Source organism: Pseudomonas sp. H1_D05 (assembly GCF_054682705.1).
Window position 1 is genome coordinate 30,433 of record NZ_CP162825.1, and the last position, 18,005, is coordinate 48,437.

17 protein-coding genes are annotated in these 18,005 nt (G+C 60.1%); 7 read left to right on the forward strand and 10 right to left on the reverse strand.

Annotation, left to right across the window (positions count from 1 at the left end):
- Nucleotides 1–64: 64 nt before the first annotated feature.
- Nucleotides 65–1,024: a DMT family transporter gene (locus AB4O11_RS00135; protein WP_460129742.1), complete on the reverse strand. Its 960-nt coding sequence runs from the start codon at nucleotides 1,022–1,024 to the stop codon at nucleotides 65–67.
- Nucleotides 1,025–1,234: 210 nt separating this feature from the next.
- On the opposite strand from AB4O11_RS00135, the gene AB4O11_RS00140 reads away from it, so the two are divergent.
- Nucleotides 1,235–1,429: a DUF6316 family protein gene (locus AB4O11_RS00140; protein ID WP_093435328.1), complete on the forward strand. Its 195-nt coding sequence runs from the start codon at nucleotides 1,235–1,237 to the stop codon at nucleotides 1,427–1,429.
- A gap of 139 nt (nucleotides 1,430–1,568) precedes the next feature.
- Here the strand turns inward: AB4O11_RS00140 and AB4O11_RS00145 are convergent, their stop codons facing one another.
- Both AB4O11_RS00145 and pap read right to left on the reverse strand, forming a co-directional pair.
- Nucleotides 1,569–2,753 (reverse strand): thiolase family protein, encoded by a 1,185-nt coding sequence (locus AB4O11_RS00145; RefSeq protein ID WP_427120430.1) that lies wholly within the window; start codon nucleotides 2,751–2,753, stop codon nucleotides 1,569–1,571.
- 102 nt (nucleotides 2,754–2,855) lie between these two features.
- A complete protein-coding gene (gene pap, locus AB4O11_RS00150; RefSeq protein ID WP_095048579.1) occupies nucleotides 2,856–4,370 on the reverse strand; it encodes a polyphosphate:AMP phosphotransferase in 1,515 nt (504 codons plus the stop codon).
- Between the two features lie 172 nt (nucleotides 4,371–4,542).
- On the opposite strand from pap, the gene mnmC reads away from it, so the two are divergent.
- The 5 genes from mnmC (at nucleotide 4,543) to AB4O11_RS00175 (ending at nucleotide 11,951) form a co-directional block, all read left to right on the forward strand.
- On the forward strand, nucleotides 4,543–6,522 hold the full coding sequence (mnmC, locus tag AB4O11_RS00155) for a bifunctional tRNA (5-methylaminomethyl-2-thiouridine)(34)-methyltransferase MnmD/FAD-dependent 5-carboxymethylaminomethyl-2-thiouridine(34) oxidoreductase MnmC (protein ID WP_460129746.1): 1,980 nt from the start codon (nucleotides 4,543–4,545) through the stop codon (nucleotides 6,520–6,522).
- Nucleotides 6,523–6,684: 162 nt separating this feature from the next.
- Complete coding sequence (locus AB4O11_RS00160; RefSeq protein ID WP_460129748.1) at nucleotides 6,685–8,457, forward strand: N-acetylglutaminylglutamine amidotransferase; 1,773 nt, start codon at nucleotides 6,685–6,687, stop codon at nucleotides 8,455–8,457.
- Nucleotides 8,458–8,460: 3 nt separating this feature from the next.
- Nucleotides 8,461–10,206 carry an N-acetylglutaminylglutamine synthetase gene (gene ngg / locus AB4O11_RS00165; protein WP_460091863.1) on the forward strand — a complete coding sequence of 582 codons (1,746 nt, stop codon included), beginning with the start codon at nucleotides 8,461–8,463 and terminating at the stop codon, nucleotides 10,204–10,206.
- Nucleotides 10,207–10,362: 156 nt separating this feature from the next.
- Complete coding sequence (locus AB4O11_RS00170) at nucleotides 10,363–11,553, forward strand: osmoprotectant NAGGN system M42 family peptidase (protein ID WP_016985987.1); 1,191 nt, start codon at nucleotides 10,363–10,365, stop codon at nucleotides 11,551–11,553.
- Between the two features lie 170 nt (nucleotides 11,554–11,723).
- Nucleotides 11,724–11,951 (forward strand): YheU family protein, encoded by a 228-nt coding sequence (locus tag AB4O11_RS00175; protein ID WP_003199186.1) that lies wholly within the window; start codon nucleotides 11,724–11,726, stop codon nucleotides 11,949–11,951.
- Nucleotides 11,952–11,956: 5 nt separating this feature from the next.
- Here AB4O11_RS00175 and csrA read toward each other — a convergent pair whose 3' ends face one another.
- The 3 genes from csrA to AB4O11_RS00190 form a co-directional block, all read right to left on the reverse strand.
- On the reverse strand, nucleotides 11,957–12,142 hold the full coding sequence (csrA, locus tag AB4O11_RS00180) for a carbon storage regulator CsrA (RefSeq protein WP_016985988.1): 186 nt from the start codon (nucleotides 12,140–12,142) through the stop codon (nucleotides 11,957–11,959).
- A 135-nt stretch (nucleotides 12,143–12,277) separates the two neighbouring features.
- Nucleotides 12,278–12,610, reverse strand: a complete 333-nt coding sequence (locus tag AB4O11_RS00185; protein WP_460129752.1) for a YnfA family protein — start codon at nucleotides 12,608–12,610, stop codon at nucleotides 12,278–12,280.
- Between the two features lie 63 nt (nucleotides 12,611–12,673).
- Nucleotides 12,674–13,489 (reverse strand): SDR family oxidoreductase, encoded by an 816-nt coding sequence (locus AB4O11_RS00190; protein WP_093435347.1) that lies wholly within the window; start codon nucleotides 13,487–13,489, stop codon nucleotides 12,674–12,676.
- Between the two features lie 323 nt (nucleotides 13,490–13,812).
- Between AB4O11_RS00190 and AB4O11_RS00195 the strand changes: the two genes are divergently transcribed.
- Nucleotides 13,813–13,971: a DUF3309 family protein gene (locus AB4O11_RS00195; RefSeq protein WP_169432680.1), complete on the forward strand. Its 159-nt coding sequence runs from the start codon at nucleotides 13,813–13,815 to the stop codon at nucleotides 13,969–13,971.
- Nucleotides 13,972–14,046: 75 nt separating this feature from the next.
- Here AB4O11_RS00195 and AB4O11_RS00200 read toward each other — a convergent pair whose 3' ends face one another.
- The 4 genes from AB4O11_RS00200 to AB4O11_RS00215 all read right to left on the reverse strand — a co-directional run bounded on the left by AB4O11_RS00200 (nucleotide 14,047) and on the right by AB4O11_RS00215 (nucleotide 17,993).
- Nucleotides 14,047–16,140, reverse strand: a complete 2,094-nt coding sequence (locus tag AB4O11_RS00200; RefSeq protein ID WP_093435350.1) for an LTA synthase family protein — start codon at nucleotides 16,138–16,140, stop codon at nucleotides 14,047–14,049.
- Between the two features lie 314 nt (nucleotides 16,141–16,454).
- Nucleotides 16,455–17,060, reverse strand: a complete 606-nt coding sequence (locus AB4O11_RS00205) for an START domain-containing protein (RefSeq protein WP_016985992.1) — start codon at nucleotides 17,058–17,060, stop codon at nucleotides 16,455–16,457.
- Nucleotides 17,061–17,101: 41 nt separating this feature from the next.
- Nucleotides 17,102–17,356, reverse strand: a complete 255-nt coding sequence (locus tag AB4O11_RS00210) for a YkgJ family cysteine cluster protein (RefSeq protein ID WP_007908349.1) — start codon at nucleotides 17,354–17,356, stop codon at nucleotides 17,102–17,104.
- Between the two features lie 166 nt (nucleotides 17,357–17,522).
- A complete protein-coding gene (locus tag AB4O11_RS00215) occupies nucleotides 17,523–17,993 on the reverse strand; it encodes a translation initiation factor 2 (RefSeq protein ID WP_093435540.1) in 471 nt (156 codons plus the stop codon).
- Nucleotides 17,994–18,005 lie beyond the last annotated feature (12 nt).

Below are 18,005 nucleotides of genomic sequence, written 5' to 3' on the forward strand. Positions count from 1 at the left end.
TTTCCAACATGAGAATGCAGTCGAATGTGGGAGCGAGCTTGCTCGCGAATGGGGGCGACGCGGTTTAACTGGCTGCCATCTTCAACCGCCGCGCCTTCAACCCGGCAATCAACGAAGGCCCCAACGCCACCAGCGCCGACCCCAGCACCACCAGCACCGCGCCGCCATAACCCAACCCGTTGATCTGCTCGGCATGCACATAGTCCGGCCAAATTCGCGCAGCGATCGCCACCGCGCCAAACGTCACCAACGGCGTGATCGCCAACGTCGCACTGACCCGCGACGCTTCCCAATGCGCCAGCGCTTCAGCGAACGCGCCATAGGCAATCAACGTGTTCATACAGCACGCCAGCAGCAGCCAGCCCTGCAACGGGCTGAGGTTCAGCGCTTCGAGCGGATGCACCCACGGCGTCAGCAACAGTGCGCAGAACAGGTAGATCACCATCATCACTTGCAACGAATTCCATACCGTCAGCAATTGCTTCTGACCCAGCGCATAGAAGGTCCACACCGTCGACGCCAACAGCACCAGCAACACCCCGGCGGTGTAATCCGACAACGAGGTCAGCAGCTCTGCCAGTCGTTGATTGAAAAACAGCACGAAACCGATCAACAGCACCGCCAACCCGATTCCCTGACCAATACTGAAACGCTCCTTGAACACAAACAGACTGGCGATCAACAACATGATCGGGCCCATCTGCACCACCAGTTGCGCGGTGCCGGGGCTGAGCAGATTGAGCCCCATCAGGTACAACACATAGTTGCCGACCAGCCCGAGCACCGCCATCAGCACCAGCCAACCACCCCTGGGACCCAGCACTTTGCGACTGGGCAGACGTTTCACCGCCGCCAGATAGATGAACAGACAGCCACCGGACACCAGCAGACGAAACCAGGTCACCGTGACCGGGTCCATCACCAGCAGCACCTGTTTGAGTTTGATCGGCAGGATGCCCCACAGAAACGCGGTCAGCAGCGCCAGGAACAAGCCGTACACCCAGCGACCCGATGAAATGTGCATGGAAACCCCAAAGCCTGCTGACAAGTGCGCTCATTCTAGGCGCGCCATGAACCGACACACAGGGACAGTTAAGGCCAGGACGCGAATGAAACTGTTCAGGTCGCAGCATTAAATTGACGTCGCGCCGTTGATCGGCTGTACAGGCGCGCCAAATGCTTCAGGCATAAGCTCAATGGATCCCTTTCAGCGCACCAGCCAAGGAGACCGATCATGTTAGCAATGCGCGCGCAGGACAGCGCCCCCGCCACGCACTTTCGCAGTGATCGCTTGTGCCGGGTCAATGGCGAACTGTTTTTCAGCACTCGGGAAAATACCCTTGAGGGGCCGTTCGACAGTCCCGAGAAGGCTGAGCAGGAAATAAAGGCGTATATCGCGCGGATGCAGCTACAGGATTCCAACCGGTAAACCCGGTAGATCCCTTCGCGAGCAAGCTCGCTCCCACATTGGATCTCTGGTGTACACAAAATCAGTGTTCACTGAAGATCTACTGTGGGAGCGAGCTTGCTCGCGAAGAGGGCTGAACAGACAACTAGTGAATTGAGGATTAACGCACCGCCTCAAACAGCCCCGTCGCGCCCATCCCGCCGCCCACGCACATGGTGACGATGCCGTAACGCAGATTACGCCGCTGCAACTCCCGCACCAGATGCCCGACCTGCCGCGACCCGGTCATGCCAAACGGGTGACCAATGGAAATCGAGCCGCCATTGACGTTGTATTTCTGATTATCGATCTCCAGCCGGTCCCGGCTGTACAGGCACTGCGAAGCAAACGCCTCGTTCAGTTCCCACAGATCGATATCCGCCACCTGCAAGCCTTTGGCCTTGAGCAGCTTCGGCACCGAGAACACCGGGCCGATACCCATTTCGTCCGGCTCGCAACCGGCCACGGTGAAGCCGCGGAAAAATGCTTTCGGCTTGAGGCCCAACTGCAAGGCTTTCTCCAGGCTCATCACCAGCGTCATCGACGCACCGTCGGACAGCTGCGAGGAGTTGCCCGCCGTCACCGAACCATCCTCGGCGAACACCGGTTTCAATCCGGCGAGACTTTCATAGGTGGTGTCCGGGCGATTGCAGTCGTCGCGATCAACCACACCGTCGAGAATCTGCACTGCACCGGTGTTTTTGTCCTCGACGCGATACTTCACCGCCATCGGCACGATTTCATCGTTGAACAGTCCCGCAGCCTGCGCCTGAGCGGTGCGGATCTGGCTCTGCAATGAATAGCGATCCTGCGCTTCACGGCTGACGCCATAACGCCGCGCGACCACTTCGGCGGTCTGGCCCATCGTGTAGTAGATGCCCGGCGTTTGCTGCTTGAGCAGCGGGTTGATCAGGTGATCGGTGTTGACGCTTTTCATCGTCAGGCTGATCGACTCGACGCCGCCGGCCACGATGATGTCGCTGCAACCCGAAGCGATCTGGTTGGCAGCAATCGCAATCGCCTGCAAGCCCGACGAACAGAAACGGTTGAGGGTCATGCCGGCGGTGCCGGTGCCCAAACGCGACAGCACCGCGACGTTACGACCGATGTTGTAGCCCTGCGCGCCTTCGTTGGAGCCGGCGCCGACAATGCAGTCCTCGACGCTGGCCGGATCGATGTCGTTGCGCTCAAGCAGCGCGTTGACGCAATGGGCCGCCATGTCATCGGGACGGGTCTGGTTGAACTTGCCGCGAAAGGACTTGGCCAGGCCAGTCCGCACGCTGTCGACGATCACCACTTCACGCATGGCATACCTCATTGTTGTAGTCGGTTGAGAGTGGACCGAGCATAAGTCCACCGCATCAACCACCGCGACAATCATTCACCCCGCGTATGCGCGTCTATCGGCTCAGTCCTTGTGTTTCTTCGCGTGCTTGTCGGATTTCTCGAAGGCCTCTTCCAGTGCACGGTTGATCGTGCGCAACACCTTCACCCGGGCCCAGCGCTTGTCATTGGCCTCGATCAGCGTCCATGGCGAGATCTCCGAGCTGGTGCGGTCGACCATATCGCCGACGGCAGCGCGATAGGCGTCCCACTTGTCGCGGTTGCGCCAGTCGTCTTCGGTGATCTTGAAGCGTTTGAAGGGGATCGCTTCGCGCGCCTGGAAACGCTCCATCTGCGTGTCTTTATCAATCGCCAGCCAGAACTTGACGACGATCACTCCGGCGTCGGACAGCTGCTCTTCGAAATCGTTGATTTCGCCGTAGGCACGCAACCAGTCGGCCGGCGTGCAGAAACCCTCAATCCGCTCTACCAGCACCCGGCCGTACCAAGAGCGGTCGAACACGGTGAACTTGCCGCGCGCCGGAATGTGCCGCCAGAAGCGCCACAAGTACGGCTGAGCGCGCTCCTCCTCAGTCGGTGCGGCGATCGGCACGATGTTGTATTGCCGTGGATCGAGCGCCGCCGCGACCCGACGGATCGCCCCGCCCTTGCCGGCGGCATCGTTGCCTTCGAACACCGCCACCAGCGCGTGGCGGCGCATGCGTTTGTCGCGCATCAGCCCAGACAAGCGCGCCTGCTCGGTGATCAGTTGTTCTTCGTAGTCTTTCTTCTCCAGACGCTGGGTCAGGTCGAGGCTGTCGAGCAGGTTCAACTGATCGACCGGCGTGCCCAACGGCGCGGCGCTGACATCGTGCGGATGCACGTCCGGACGCTTCAGCGCATTTTGCAAACCTTCGAGGAGAATCTTGCCGACCGCCAGGCTGCGATAGTTGGCGTCGGCGCCTTCGATCACATGCCACGGCGCGTAATCGCGACTGGTACGGCGCAGCACGCGCTCGCCGTATTTGACGAACTTGTCGTAGGTTTCCGATTGCTGCCAGTCCAGCGGGCTGATGCGCCAGCTGTGCAGCGGATCATCGGCCAATGCTTTGAGCCGGGCCTTCATCTGTTTCTTGGACAGGTGAAACCAGAACTTGAAGATCAGCGCGCCTTCATCGCAGAGCATCTTTTCCAGACGCTCGGCGCCGGCGATCGCCTGATCCAGACGCGGATCCTTGAACAAGCCATGCACCCGCCCCTGCAGCATCTGGCTGTACCAGTTGCCGAAAAAGATGCCCATGCGCCCCTTGGCCGGGAGCATTCGCCAGTAGCGCCACGCCGGTGGCCGCGACAACTCTTCATCGGTCTGCTGATCGAACGTGCGCACTTCGATCAGGCGCGGGTCCATCCACTCGTTGAGCAACTTGACCGTCTCGCCCTTGCCCGCGCCTTCAATGCCGTTGATCAGGATGATCACCGGAAAACGCTTCTGCTGCTGCAGTTCGAACTGAGCTTCGAGCAAGGCTTCACGCAATGCCGGGACGGCCGCATCAAAGGTGTCTTTGTCGATGGCGTGACCGATTTCAGCGGATTCAAACATGGGACGGCTCCTTCCAGGATTCAGCAAGACTAGCGGATTGGGCACAGCAGCGGCGCAGAAATTCCCACGGCTGGCGGATTGTCCGTGAGTCAACGGGCGCAAGCCTTGCCATGGATCAAGCAGCCCCTGCGCGATCGGCTAGAATGGCCGCCTTGTCGTTGCCGAGCCTGCCATGAAACCTGTATTGCCCCACGCCCAACTCGATTGGGATGACCACGGACGCCCGCGTTCGCGGGTATTCGATGACGTGTACTTTTCCGACCAGTCAGGGCTGGAAGAAACCCGTTACGTGTTCCTCGAACAGAACCGCCTGGCCGAGCGTTTTGCCGCGCTGCCGGCGGGTGGGCGACTGGTCATCGGCGAAACCGGGTTTGGCACCGGGCTGAATTTTCTTTGCGCCTGGCAGTTGTTCGAGCAGCACGCCATGGCGGGTGCGCGCCTGCATTTCGTCAGCGTCGAAAAATACCCGCTAAGCCCTGCCGACCTGAAACGTGCGCTTGCCCTATGGCCGGAACTCAAGCCACTGGCCGATCAGTTACTACGGCATTACGTGGCGATCCATGCCGGCTTTCAGCGCATCACCCTGGCCCACGGCCGCGTGACGCTGACGCTGTTGATCGGCGATGCCCTGGAACAACTGCCGCAACTCGACGCGCAGATTGATGCGTGGTTTCTCGACGGTTTCGCCCCGGCGAAAAACCCCGACATGTGGACTGCCGAACTGTTTGTCGAGCTGGCGCGACTGGCAGCGCCCGGCTCAACCATCAGCACCTTCACCAGTACCGGTTGGGTCCGCCGTTTGCTCAACGCCGCCGGGTTCAAAATGAAGCGCACGCCGGGCATCGGTCACAAGTGGGAAATCCTCCGTGGCGAGTTTCTCGGCTGGCCGGCGGAAGTGACGCCGCCGACACCGGAAAAACCCTGGTTCGCTCGTCCTGCACCGATCGCGGCTGAACGTCGAGCGCTGGTGATTGGCGCCGGTCTCGCCGGCTGCGCCACGGCGTCCAGCCTGGCCGCACGTGGCTGGCAGGTGACGTTGCTCGAACGCCATGCGGCGGTGGCGCAAGAAGCCTCGGGCAATCCGCAGGGCGTGCTGTACCTGAAATTGTCCGCCCACGGCACGGCACTGTCGCAACTGATCGTCAGCGGTTTCGGTTACACCCGACGCCTGCTGGAAACCCTGCAACGCGGCACCGACTGGGACGCTTGCGGCGTGCTGCAACTGGCGTTCAATGCCAAGGAAGCCGAGCGTCACGCCCAGTTGGCCGAAGCCTTCCCGGAAGACCTGTTGCAGTGGCTGGATCAGCCCGAGGCGCAGGCCCGTGCCGGGGTCGGTCTGGCCCATGGCGGCTTGTACTATCCCGAAGGCGGTTGGGTGCATCCGCCGGCGTTGTGTCAGGCGCAAGCGGCGCAGGCGAACATCGAACTGCTCAATCATTGCCAAGCACTGCAACTGCGCAGGGTCGATGACCAGTGGCAAGCCCGCGACGGTGACCGCTTGCTCGCCAGCGCGCCGGTCGTGGTGTTGGCCGGTGCCGCCGACATCAAATGTTTTGCGCAGAGCGCCGAGTTACCGCTCAAGCGCATTCGCGGGCAGATCACCCGTCTCGCCCAAACCGCAGAAAGCCAGGCACTGGCCACTGTGGTCTGCGCCGAAGGCTACGTCGCTCCCGCCCGTCTGGGCGAACACACGCTCGGCGCCAGTTTCGACTTCAACAGCGATGACCTGACGCCGACCACCGCCGAACACGTGGGCAATCTGGCGATGCTCGAAGAGATCTCAAGCGATCTGGTTACGCGTCTGCACATCAGTGAACAGCCGGTCGAAAATCTTCAGGGCCGCGCAGCCTTTCGCTGCACCAGCCCTGACTATTTGCCGATTGTCGGCCCCCTCGCCGACCGCGAAGCGTTCCTCGACACCTACTCGGCGCTGAGCAAAGACGCCCGCCAAGTGCCGGACATCGCCTGCCCTTGGCTGGACGGTTTATACGTCAACAGCGGCCACGGCTCTCGCGGGCTGATCACCGCGCCATTGTCCGGCGAACTGCTCGCCGCATGGCTGGACAATGAACCTCTGCCGCTGCCACGCAGTGTCGCGGAAGCCTGTCACCCCAACCGCTTTGCGTTACGTCGGTTGATTCGCGGCAAATGAACTGAAGACCACGGGCCATGACGGTGGCCCACTGGTCTGACGGTGCCTCTTATAACTTATCGTTCTAAAACTCCCACAACCGCACCGGGTCAGTTTCTGAGTACCGGCCATTTCGGCCGCTGAAGAAACACCCTCCCCAACGGAAAAACCGGTAAGGACTATATGTGCGGATTAGCTGGCGAGTTACGTTTTGATCAACAACCTGCAGACCTTGCAGCGATCGAGAGAATTACCCATCACCTGGCCCCTCGCGGCCCCGACGCGTGGGGCTTCCATGCCCAAGGGCCGATTGCCCTGGGTCACCGTCGCCTGAAAATCATGGACCTGTCGGACGGCTCGGCGCAGCCGATGATCGACAGCCAGCTGGGCTTGTCCCTGGCCTTCAACGGCGCGATCTACAACTTCCCGGAATTGCGCGCCGAACTTGAAGCGCTGGGTTACGCGTTCTACTCCGGTGGCGACACCGAAGTGCTGCTCAAGGGCTACCACGCCTGGGGCGAAGCGCTGCTGCCGAAGCTCAATGGCATGTTCGCGTTTGCCATTTGGGAACGCGACGCCAAACGCCTGTTCATCGCCCGCGACCGTCTCGGCGTGAAGCCTTTGTACCTGTCGCGTACTGGCCAGCGTCTGCGCTTTGCCTCGGCGTTGCCAGCGTTGCTCAAGGGCGGCGACATCAACCCGATCCTCGATCCGGTGGCGCTCAATCATTACCTGAACTTCCATGCCGTGGTTCCGGCGCCGCGCACCTTGCTGGCCGGCATTGAAAAACTGCCACCGGCGACCTGGATGCGCGTTGAAGCCGATGGCCGCACCGAACAGAAAACCTGGTGGACGCTGCCTTACGGCCCACACGATGATGAGAAAAATCTGACCCTCGAAGATTGGGTTGATCGCGTCCTCGACAGCACCCGCGAAGCGGTGGCGATTCGTCAACGCGCGGCAGTGGATGTCGGTGTGCTGCTGTCCGGCGGCGTCGATTCGAGCATGCTCGTCGGCCTGTTGCGTGAAGTCGGCGTCGACAACCTTTCGACCTTTTCCATCGGTTTCCAGGATGCCGGCGGCGAACGCGGTGACGAATTCCAGTACTCGGATCTGATCGCCAAACACTACGGCACTCAGCATCATCAACTGCGCATCGACGAGAAAGAGATCATCGAGCAATTGCCCGCCGCGTTCCGCGCGATGAGCGAGCCGATGGTCAGCCATGACTGCATCGCCTTCTATCTGCTGTCGCGCGAAGTGGCCAAGCATTGCAAAGTGGTGCAGAGCGGCCAGGGTGCTGACGAGTTGTTCGCCGGTTATCACTGGTACCCGCAAGTCGACGGCGCGGCCGATCCGTACGCGGCGTATCGCAACGCATTTTTCGACCGCAGCTACGACGACTACGCCGCCACCGTGCAGCCGAAATGGCTGACCGCGAACGATGCTGCCGGCGACTTTGTGAAAGAACATTTCGCCCAGCCCGGCGCCGAGGCGGCGGTGGACAAAGCCCTGCGTCTGGACAGCACGGTGATGCTGGTCGACGACCCGGTTAAACGCGTCGACAACATGACCATGGCTTGGGGTCTGGAGGCGCGTACGCCGTTTCTCGACTATCGGCTGGTGGAACTCTCGGCCCGAGTGCCTGGCCAATTCAAGCTGCCTGACGGCGGTAAACAAGTGCTCAAAGAAGCCGCGCGCCGAGTCATCCCGAGTGAGGTGATCGACCGTAAAAAAGGTTACTTCCCGGTGCCGGGCCTCAAGCACTTGCAGGGCGACACGCTGAACTGGGTGCGCGAGTTGCTGCTCGATCCGAGTCAGGATCGCGGTCTGTTCAATCCGGCCATGCTCGACAAATTGCTGACCGATCCGCAAGGCCAACTGACGCCGTTGCGCGGTTCGAAGTTGTGGCAACTGGCTGCCCTGAACCTGTGGCTCAGTGAACAAGGAATCTGATCGATGAAACCCCACGCCACAGCCATCAACCAACGGCTGCTACGCGGTCAGACGCCGTCCTATGAACGCTTGCAGGCGCGTCTGGCCGAAGACGGCAGCACGTTGGCCGCCGACCCTATCGCCGTCCATTGCGGCTGGGGCCGGTTGCTGATCGGCCACACGTTTCCCGACCCGGCATCGCTGGCACAGGAGCTGCTCAAAGAACAGCCCGGCGAGCGTGATATCGCGTTGTACGTCGCGGCGCCGCAGCAGATCCTCGGCCTGGAACCGACGCAACTGTTTCTCGACCCGTCGGACACCTTGCGCCTGTGGTTCAGCGATTACCGCCAGGCCACCCGTGTGTTTCGCGGCTTTCGTATTCGCCGCGCGCAGAGTGAGGCGGACTGGCAGGCGATCAATCTGTTGTATCAGGCGCGCGGCATGTTGCCGATCGATGCCACGCGGCTCACTCCGCATCATCAGGGCGGCCCGGTGTACTGGCTGGCCGAGGATGAAGACAGCGGCGCGGTGATCGGCAGCGTCATGGGCCTGAACCATCAAAAGGCTTTCAACGACCCGGAAAACGGCAGCAGCCTGTGGTGCTTGGCGGTTGATCCGCAATGCTCGCGGCCGGGTGTTGGTGAAGTGCTGGTGCGGCACCTGATCGAGCACTTCATGAGTCGCGGCTTGAGCTATCTGGATCTGTCGGTTCTGCATGACAACCGGCAGGCGAAAAACCTCTACGCCAAGCTCGGCTTTCGCAATCTGTCGACCTTCGCCATCAAGCGCAAAAACGGCATCAACCAGCCGCTGTTTCTCGGCCCGGGGCCGGAGGCGCAGTTCAACCCGTATGCGCGGATCATCGTTGAAGAAGCTCATCGACGCGGTATCGACGTGCAGGTGGATGACGCCGATGCCGGGCTGTTCACCCTCAGCCACGGCGGGCGTCGCGTACGTTGCCGCGAATCGTTGAGCGACCTGACCAGCGCGATCAGCATGAGCCTGTGCCAAGACAAAAGCCTGACCCACAAAGTGCTCAAAGGCGCCGGACTGAACCTGCCCTCGCAGCAACTGGCCGGTAATGCCGACGACAATCTGGCCTTCCTCGATGAGCATCAACGGGTGGTGGTCAAACCGCTCGACGGTGAACAGGGCCAAGGCGTGGCGGTGGATTTGCAGAGCATCGAAGAGGTGCAGCAAGCCATCGAAGCGGCGAAGCAATTTGACAGCCGCGTGCTGCTCGAAAGCTTCCACGAAGGGCTTGATCTGCGGATTCTGGTGATTGGCTTTGAAGTGGTGGCGGCGGCGATTCGCAAGCCGGCGGAAGTGGTCGGCGATGGCCAGCATTCGGTGGGCGCGTTGATCGAGGCGCAGAGCCGTCGTCGGCAAGCGGCGACCAGTGGCGAAAGCAAGATCCCGCTGGATCACGAAACCCAGCGCACCCTGCATGCGGCCGGTTATGACTACAGCAGCATTCTGCCGGCCGGCGAGCACCTGTTTGTGCGGCGTACGGCGAATCTGCACACCGGCGGCACGCTGGAAGATGTCACCGCAATCCTGCACCCGACGCTGGTCGATGCAGCGGTACGGGCGGCGCGGGCGCTGGACATTCCGATGGTCGGCCTCGACTTGATGGTGCCGGCGGCGGATCAACCCGAGTACGTGTTTATCGAGGCCAACGAACGTGCCGGTCTGGCCAACCATGAGCCGCAGCCGACGGCGGAGCGCTTTGTCGATTTGTTGTTTCCGCACAGTCAGCCGGCTATTTAACCCTTTCCTGATCGTTCCCACGTCGAGGCGTCGAACCGTCTGCGTGGGAACGCCTCACCGGACGCTCTGCGTCCACTCTTGGGACGCAGAGCGTCCCCGGCTGCATTCCCACGCAGAGCGTGGGAACGATCAGCGCTCAACCCATCAGGAGTTTCCATGACCACGCAAATCCCCGAACCGGATCTCAACTACCTGCAAAAAGTCCTGCTGGAAATGCTCGCCATTCCCAGCCCCACCGGGTTTACCGACACCATCGTGCGTTACGTCGCCGAGCGTCTGGAAGAGCTCGGCATTCCCTTTGAAATGACTCGACGCGGTACCATTCGCGCCACGCTCAAAGGCAAGAAGAACAGCCCCGACCGCGCCGTTTCCGCGCACCTGGACACCATCGGCGCCGCCGTTCGTGCGATCAAGGACAACGGCCGCTTGACCCTCGCCCCGGTCGGCTGCTGGTCGAGCCGCTTTGCCGAGGGCAGCCGCGTCAGCCTGTTTACCGACAACGGCGTGATTCGCGGCAGTGTCTTGCCGTTGATGGCGTCCGGGCATGCCTTCAACACTGCCGTTGATGAAATGCCGATCAGTTGGGATCACGTCGAACTGCGTCTGGATGCCTACTGTGCGACCAAGGCTGACTGCGATTCGCTGGGCATCAGCATCGGCGACGTGGTGGCATTCGATCCGCTGCCGGAATTCACCGAAAGCGGTCACATCAGCGCCCGTCACCTCGATGACAAGGCCGGCGTTGCGGCGCTGCTCGCGGCACTCAAAGCCATCGTCGACAGCGGCCAGGAGCTGATGATCGACTGCCACCCGCTGTTCACCATCACCGAGGAAACCGGCAGCGGCGCGGCGGCGGCGCTGCCGTGGGACGTCAGCGAATTCGTCGGCATCGACATCGCGCCGGTCGCTCCCGGACAGCACTCCAGCGAGCATGCGGTGAGTGTGGCGATGCAGGATTCTGGCGGCCCGTACGATTATCACCTGTCGCGACATTTGCTGCGTCTGGCCGGTGAAAACGAACTGCCGGTGCGCCGCGACCTGTTCCGCTATTACTTCAGCGATGCGCACTCGGCGGTGACCGCCGGCCACGACATCCGCACCGCCCTGCTCGCGTTTGGCTGCGATGCGACCCATGGGTATGAGCGCACGCACATCGACAGTCTGGCGGCGTTGAGTCGTTTGCTGGGCGCTTATATTCTGAGCCCGCCGGTATTCGCCAGCGATGCGGCGCCGGCCAATGCCTCGCTCGATCGCTTCAGTCATCAGATTGAACATGACACGCAGATGGAGAGCGATACGCGAGTGCCGTCGGTGGACAGTCTGGTGGGCCAGCGTAACGATAGTTAGATCATCGTTGTTTGGAATACCGCTATCGCGAGCAGGCGAAGGCCTACCTTTGGAATGCGTTCCCCTGCAGGAGTGAGCCTGCTCGCGATGAGGTCGGTACAGGCAACACAAAACTGGCAGGCAAACCGCAATCGCCGTAGCATCCCGCCATTGATTCAGCCGAGGTGCCCATGCTTATTCCCCACGATCAACTTGAAGTCGACACCCTCACCCGCCTCATCGAGGATTTCGTCACCCGCGACGGCACCGACAACGGTGATGACACGCCGCTGGAAACCCGCGTGCTGCGCGTGCGTCAGGCATTGACCAAAGGCCAGGCGCTGATCGTCTTCGACCCGGAAAGCGAGCAGTGCCAGTTGATGCTCAAGCACGACGTGCCCAAGCACCTGTTCGACTGAAATCCTCAGCGAACTTTCTGCGTGGCTTGCTTGCGCTGAATCCGCTCATAGACCTCCGCGCGGTGCACGTTGACCTTTTGTGGCGCCTCGACGCCAAATCGCACACTGGCACCGTTCACTGACAGAACGCGCAAGGTGATGTCATCACCGATTGAAATCAACTCACCAACGACACGGCTGAGTACAAGCATGAGATTCGTCCTTCAGGGTTAGCGAACCCTGAAGATGCGCGGCTTGCCGCGCCTCTTCAATGCACGGCGAGCAAATCAGTTTTGCCTTACACCCATGCTCGCTCTGAGCTGTCAGACGCTTCCCACAAAAGACCTTCAGGCAGCAGAAAAGCGTGGCCCGAACAGAATCACGCTGGCGCCGATCACGCACAGCGCCACGCCGATCCAGTCCGAACCCAAGGGACGCACGCGCTCGACCACCATCAGCCAGCCAATCGAAGTGACAATGTAGATGCCGCCATAAGCGGCGTAGGCACGACCGGCATAGTTGGCTTCAACACGGGTCAGCAACAGTGCGAACAGGGTCAGGCTGAGCAGCGCAGGAATCACCCACAAGGCACTTTTGCCCTGACGCAGCCACATGAAGAAGGTGAAACATCCGGCGATTTCAAACAGCGCCGCGAGAAAGAACCACAGGTAATTGAGCATTGATGCGTCTCGACAAGGTGACCAGTGCGGCCACCCTAACGACGCTGTCTGCAACGGGCAAGGTCAGCCGTTGTTCTGTTTGGCTTTGGCGCGCATCTTCTCCGCCATTGAAGTCATTTCGTTGTAGAGCAGTTGCGGGTTCTTCTGCTTCAGCGCCCAGGCCATGCGCCCTTGTTCGTGGGGCAGGATCATGAACTCGCCAGCGGCGACTTGCTGATAGATGTAGTCAGCGATATCCGCCGCCGTAATTGGCGAACTTTCCAGCAACTTGCCGACCTGCGCTTTCATCGCCGGGGTCGGCCCACGGAACGAATCGAGCAAGTTGGTCTGGAAGAACGAGGGGCAGACCACGTGCACGCCGACTTCCTGCTGCGCCAGTTCGATCAGCAGACTTTCCGACAGTGCTACCACGCCGGCCTTGGCCACGTTGTAGTTGCTCATCGCCGGGCCTTGCATCAGTGCCGCCATGGAGGCGATGTTGATGATTTTGCCTTTGCTTTGTTCAAGCAGTGGCAGGAACGCCTTGCAGCCCTTGACCACGCCCATCAGGTTGATCGCGATCTGCCAGTCCCAGTCTTCCAGCGACAGTTCGCTGAAAAAGCCACCCGAGGCCACGCCGGCGTTGTTGACGATGATGTCGATGCCGCCGAGCTTTTCTTCACAGGCCTGAGCGAACGCGGTGAGCTGGCTGTAATCACGTACATCGCAGCGCTGGGTAAAACCGTCGCCACCGGCCTCGCGGACCATTTTCAGGGTTTCCTGCAGACCGGGTTCGCTGACGTCGGACAAGGCCAGTTGCCAGCCTTCACGGGCCCAGCGCAGCGCGATTTCGCGACCCAGGCCCGAGCCCGCACCAGTGATCATCATGCGATTTTGCATAGCAGACAGCCTTGTTGTTCCGGGGAAGATGCGCGGAGTGTAGCGAAGGATCGGCGCGCGCCCACGCTCCATCAAGTTGCTGAATGGAGGATCAAAAGATCGCAGCCTTCGGCAGCTCCTACATGGGTTCCTGCAGGCGCTGTCGAGTGAAACGAAGCGGCGAACTTTTCGCTGTAAAGGAAATAAGCGAGCGATCCAAATACATTAAAAAAACATTGAATTTTCTTTCATGCACACCGGTCGGAATTTGTAAGCCGTCTGGAATTACTTAGTCTCCAGTCGCCCTTGAATACCAAGACTTCTCGAACGCTATCAACAAGGAAATCGACATGGGCACAATTCTAATCATTATCCTGATCCTGTTGCTGATCGGTGGTCTGCCGGTCTTCCCGCACTCCAGAAGTTGGGGTTATGGTCCTTCGGGCATTATCGGCGTGGTGTTGGTGGTGCTGTTGGTGCTGCTGTTACTCGGTCGGATATAACGCTTCAAGCGCAAAAAAAAGAGGCCCTGTTCAGGGCCTCTTTTTTATTGCGTGGATTTTACTGTCGGCAAGCGATCAATCAGGCTTGCCGTTGATGACACCGGCAGTGTTGTCCATCAGGCTTTTGGTCGCCGTTTGCAGGAACGCTTCGAGTTTGAGTTTCAACTCGGCAGTGCGCGGTGCATTCGGAACGATCTCGGCATGTGGATTGGCACCCAACTGGTATTGCCAGATCTTCGGCCCCATTTCCTTGTCCTTCGGCAGGACCAGAATCTGGTCGGCGGTGACGATGGCAGTGGTCTGCTCGCTGCCCGACGGCTTGATCACCCCGAAACCGGTGTCGCCTTCCGGCAGATTGAGCAGGTCACGGCCCCAGCACTGATGACGCACTTCGCCACCGAGACGGCCCATGATGGTCGGCACAATGTCGATCTGCGTCCCCACGGTGTGGTCACGGGTGCCGAACTTCTCCTGAATACCAGGCGCGATCATCAGCATCGGCACGTTGAAGCGGCCCAAGTCCATTTCGGTGATCTGGCGCTCGTTGCCGAAGCCGTGGTCGCCGACGATGACGAACAGGGTTTCCTTGAAGTACGGCTCTTTGCGCGCCTTCTCGAAGAACTGACCCAGCGCCCAGTCGGAGTAGCGCATGGCGGTCAAGTGTTCGTTGAGGCTGCCGCGATCGGTCACACGCTCGACCGGCAATGGCGTCGGCAAGGCGTATGGCGTGTGGTTGGACAGCGTTTGCAGCAAGGCATAGAACGGCTTGCCGTTTTCACGCTTCTTCAACTCGATCAGACCACGATCGAACATGTCCTGATCGGACACGCCCCAGGTCGGGTCGGAGAAGACCGGGTTGACGAAGTCGTTACGACCAACGAAGTTGGTCATGCCCTGGTTGCTGAAGAAGCCCGACTGGTTGTCCCAGGCGAAGTCGCCGTTGTACACGTAGACGTCGTCATACTTGCGCGCGCTGAGCAGCTGCGGCAGGCCGGAGAGCTTGTGGCTGCCTTCCGGGGTCTGCATCAGGTATTCGAAACCTGGCAGATTCGGGAAGCAGGCCATCGTCGCGAACATGCCCTGGTGGGTGTGCGTACCGTTGGAGAAGAAGCGGTCGAACAGCAAGCCTTCCTTTGACAGTTTGTCCAGGTATGGCGTGATGTTGCCCGGCGCACCCAGCGCACCGACCGAGTGACCGGCCATGCTTTCCATCAGGATCACGACAACGTTCTTGATCGGCAGGGTCTTGTCGGCCGGTGGCGTGTATTCACGGCGTACGGCGGCGATATCGGCATCGACCAGTTTGTCGTCCGGCATCAGCAGCATATCGCGCACGACCTTCTGCGCTTGCTCCTGCGGCAGTGTAGCTTTCCAGATGTTGTTGCGGTCTTCGCCCATACGGTCCTTGGCGGCCGCGATCAGCGACAGCGTGCCGTTGAGGCCGAGCTGGTTGGCGAAGTTGGAGTCGGTGGTGTACACGTCACCCCAGCGCAGTGGCGGGCCTTGACGCAAGGTGCCGCGGGCGGCAACTACACAGATCAACAGGCAGACCACGAACACCGCCAGACGGGTGTACCACGGCGCAACTTGACGGGTACCGACACTGCCACCGCTGAACGGGCCGCGCGGACGCGTGGCACGGTCGGCGCCTTTGAACGCGAGGGTCAGAATGACGGTGCCGATCACCCACGCGAGCAGGTAGCGCACCACCGGAAAACCGTACCAGAGCATGCTCATCACGGTTTTCGGGTCTTCTTTCACGTACTGGAACACCAGGCCGTTGAGGCGCTGGTGGAACTCGCGGTAGAAGTCCATCTCCATCAGGCCGAGGAACAGCGCGATGCTTGAGGCGATGGTCAGCCACAAGCGGAAGAAGCCGCGTGCGGCCATGGCGCGGGCACTGAACAGCGCCAGTACCAGCGGAATGCACACGTAAACCACCAGGCGCAGGTCGAAACGCAGGCCGTTGGCGAAGGCTTCGAGGAAGGTCGAAGCCGGGGTGTCGAGGATCATCTCGCGGTTGTAGACCAGCAGCGCGAGGCGCAGCACGGAAAACATCACCATCATGACCAGCGCGCAAAGCAGCGTGTAGGCCAGATGCGATTTGACGGTCGGTTGCAGCAGGCGAGCAGAAGATCGCTGCTGATTCAGGGCGTCCGGGTTTGCCATGTCGTTTTAGGACCCATTGGAAGTTGAAGTTGCAAAAATACAGCGGCGCCAGGCCCTCTATTGGTCATTCCAGACCCCGGGGCTTGCGCGGTGCGCAAATGTTGCACGATCACCCGCACCATTGCCATTGATTACTGCCCTGCCGCCCGACACTTTCATTTAGTGCAGCCGCGAACCGGGGCAGCGTGCAAACAGCGCGGGCGAATTGTCAGGAACACTTTGTGAAAATTTCGTGCAACGCATATCTGGAAACACAATATAGATACAAAACAAAACGCCCCGAATCGATCGGGGCGTTTTGTTGCAACGCGAGATTACTTCTCGGCGCGTTCTTTCAAGGCTTTGAGGGTATTGAACGGTGCATCGACGACAAACTTGTTGGCAATCATCGACGGCACGCTACCACCCGGCTCGGTATGCACCTGATAGGTCACTTCAACCTGATCACCTTTGGGTACGAATTTCCAGAAGCCTTTGACCTGCGCTACACGGACAAAGCCTTTCTCTTCCGGAATGTACTTGGGCAGACCTTCGAGGTTACGGGTCAGGCTGCCATCGGCGCCTTCAACGGTGGTGATGTGCAGCACCGAATCACGCGGGGTCACCGGCCAAGGCGTGTTGAACTGGGTGTAGGTCCAGCTCTGATCGCCCTCGTGCTTGAGCAGTTTCTGGGTCTTGCATTCGTGAATCCAGGCGCACGCGCCGGAGACGTCTTCCTGCAGTGCGCGCAGTTTGGCGACGGTGGTTTTCATCAGCGCAACGCCCTGGTAGGACTTGTAGTCCGAACCTGGCACTTCACTCAGGGACACCTTGATGCCGTCCTCGTTCTTGGCGACTTTCCAGTCTTCAGCCTGAGCGACGGAGGTAGCCAGCACAGCGGTCAAACCACACAACACAGCGATACGATGCAGCGAACCCATAGTCTTATTCCTTATTGTTGAAGTTCCGTTCGTTTGACACATCACGCCGCCGTCATCTGCTCCCACCAGCCAATCAGCCTGATCGCTTCTTCCGAGCTGCTGCCACAGACTTCGACATCCGCCGCAAAGCCGGAACAGACTGCCGGGCGCTCGGGGCGGCCGAAAATGCTGCACAGGTTTTCGACCGAGAGTTGCACGCAACGTTCGCCGGCAGGTTTGCCATCAGGCATGCCGGGAATTGGCGAACTGATGGAAGGGGCAATGCAGCAAGCGCCACAGCCTTCACGGCATTTCATGACGAACAATTCCTCGCGACGGGCGATGTGTAAAAGGGACGCGGAACAGAGTAACCGCTAAAACGGCTGTTTTAAATTCCCTGAACCGGGGTTTTTACCGATAACTGAATGTGACTGACCAGTCTCCGACAAAGCGTCTGGTCTGCGGGTCACAGATGGCCTGCAGTCACTGCTTGAATTCAAAATCCAGCGCCGCACCTTCGACTTCACGGCGCTCTTCGTTGCGCAGTTGCAACTGCATTTCGTTGCTGAGCAAACGTCCGTTGAGCTGGAAGCCGTTGTTCTTCTCGCCAAACATCTGCGGCAGGATCGGCTCGCGCTTGGGCAATTCAACCGTGCCCTTGGGCTTCAATTCCTCGACCATGTCTTTGGGCAGGCTCAAATCGAGTTTGGCCGACGGCAACTTGGTTTTTACCACTTCACTGGCGGGTTTCGATTTCGAGGCGACTGGCTTGCGCTTCTTGATGATTTTTTGCTGAGGTTTCTTCGCCGGAGTTGCCTTCTGCGCTGGCGTGTTTTTTTTCGCCGGGCTCATCGCCGCCGGTTTTTCCTGAGCCGCAGCGGCCACGACGCCAGGCGCATGACCGATCATCAGCAAACCCAGCAAAACCCAAGCGGCAGGAGCAATCGCTTTCATGAACCCAACAGT

Excerpts from the sequence above, each read along its gene's own strand:
- AB4O11_RS00170 (WP_016985987.1), top strand. The coding sequence starts at position 10,363 with ATGACCACGCAAATCCCCGAACCGGATCTCAACTACCTGCAAAAAGTC.
- AB4O11_RS00175 (WP_003199186.1), top strand. The coding sequence starts at position 11,724 with ATGCTTATTCCCCACGATCAACTTGAAGTCGACACCCTCACCCGCCTC.
- AB4O11_RS00185 (WP_460129752.1), bottom strand. The coding sequence starts at position 12,610 with ATGCTCAATTACCTGTGGTTCTTTCTCGCGGCGCTGTTTGAAATCGCC.
- csrA (WP_016985988.1), bottom strand. The coding sequence starts at position 12,142 with ATGCTTGTACTCAGCCGTGTCGTTGGTGAGTTGATTTCAATCGGTGAT.
- AB4O11_RS00215 (WP_093435540.1), bottom strand. The coding sequence starts at position 17,993 with ATGAAAGCGATTGCTCCTGCCGCTTGGGTTTTGCTGGGTTTGCTGATG.
- pap (WP_095048579.1), bottom strand. The coding sequence starts at position 4,370 with ATGTTTGAATCCGCTGAAATCGGTCACGCCATCGACAAAGACACCTTT.
- AB4O11_RS00190 (WP_093435347.1), bottom strand. The coding sequence starts at position 13,489 with ATGCAAAATCGCATGATGATCACTGGTGCGGGCTCGGGCCTGGGTCGC.
- ngg (WP_460091863.1), top strand. The coding sequence starts at position 8,461 with ATGAAACCCCACGCCACAGCCATCAACCAACGGCTGCTACGCGGTCAG.
- AB4O11_RS00205 (WP_016985992.1), bottom strand. The coding sequence starts at position 17,060 with ATGGGTTCGCTGCATCGTATCGCTGTGTTGTGTGGTTTGACCGCTGTG.
- mnmC (WP_460129746.1), top strand. The coding sequence starts at position 4,543 with ATGAAACCTGTATTGCCCCACGCCCAACTCGATTGGGATGACCACGGA.
- AB4O11_RS00210 (WP_007908349.1), bottom strand. The coding sequence starts at position 17,356 with ATGAAATGCCGTGAAGGCTGTGGCGCTTGCTGCATTGCCCCTTCCATC.
- AB4O11_RS00145 (WP_427120430.1), bottom strand. The coding sequence starts at position 2,753 with ATGCGTGAAGTGGTGATCGTCGACAGCGTGCGGACTGGCCTGGCCAAG.
- AB4O11_RS00200 (WP_093435350.1), bottom strand. The coding sequence starts at position 16,140 with ATGGCAAACCCGGACGCCCTGAATCAGCAGCGATCTTCTGCTCGCCTG.
- AB4O11_RS00135 (WP_460129742.1), bottom strand. The coding sequence starts at position 1,024 with ATGCACATTTCATCGGGTCGCTGGGTGTACGGCTTGTTCCTGGCGCTG.
- AB4O11_RS00160 (WP_460129748.1), top strand. The coding sequence starts at position 6,685 with ATGTGCGGATTAGCTGGCGAGTTACGTTTTGATCAACAACCTGCAGAC.
- AB4O11_RS00140 (WP_093435328.1), top strand. The coding sequence starts at position 1,235 with ATGTTAGCAATGCGCGCGCAGGACAGCGCCCCCGCCACGCACTTTCGC.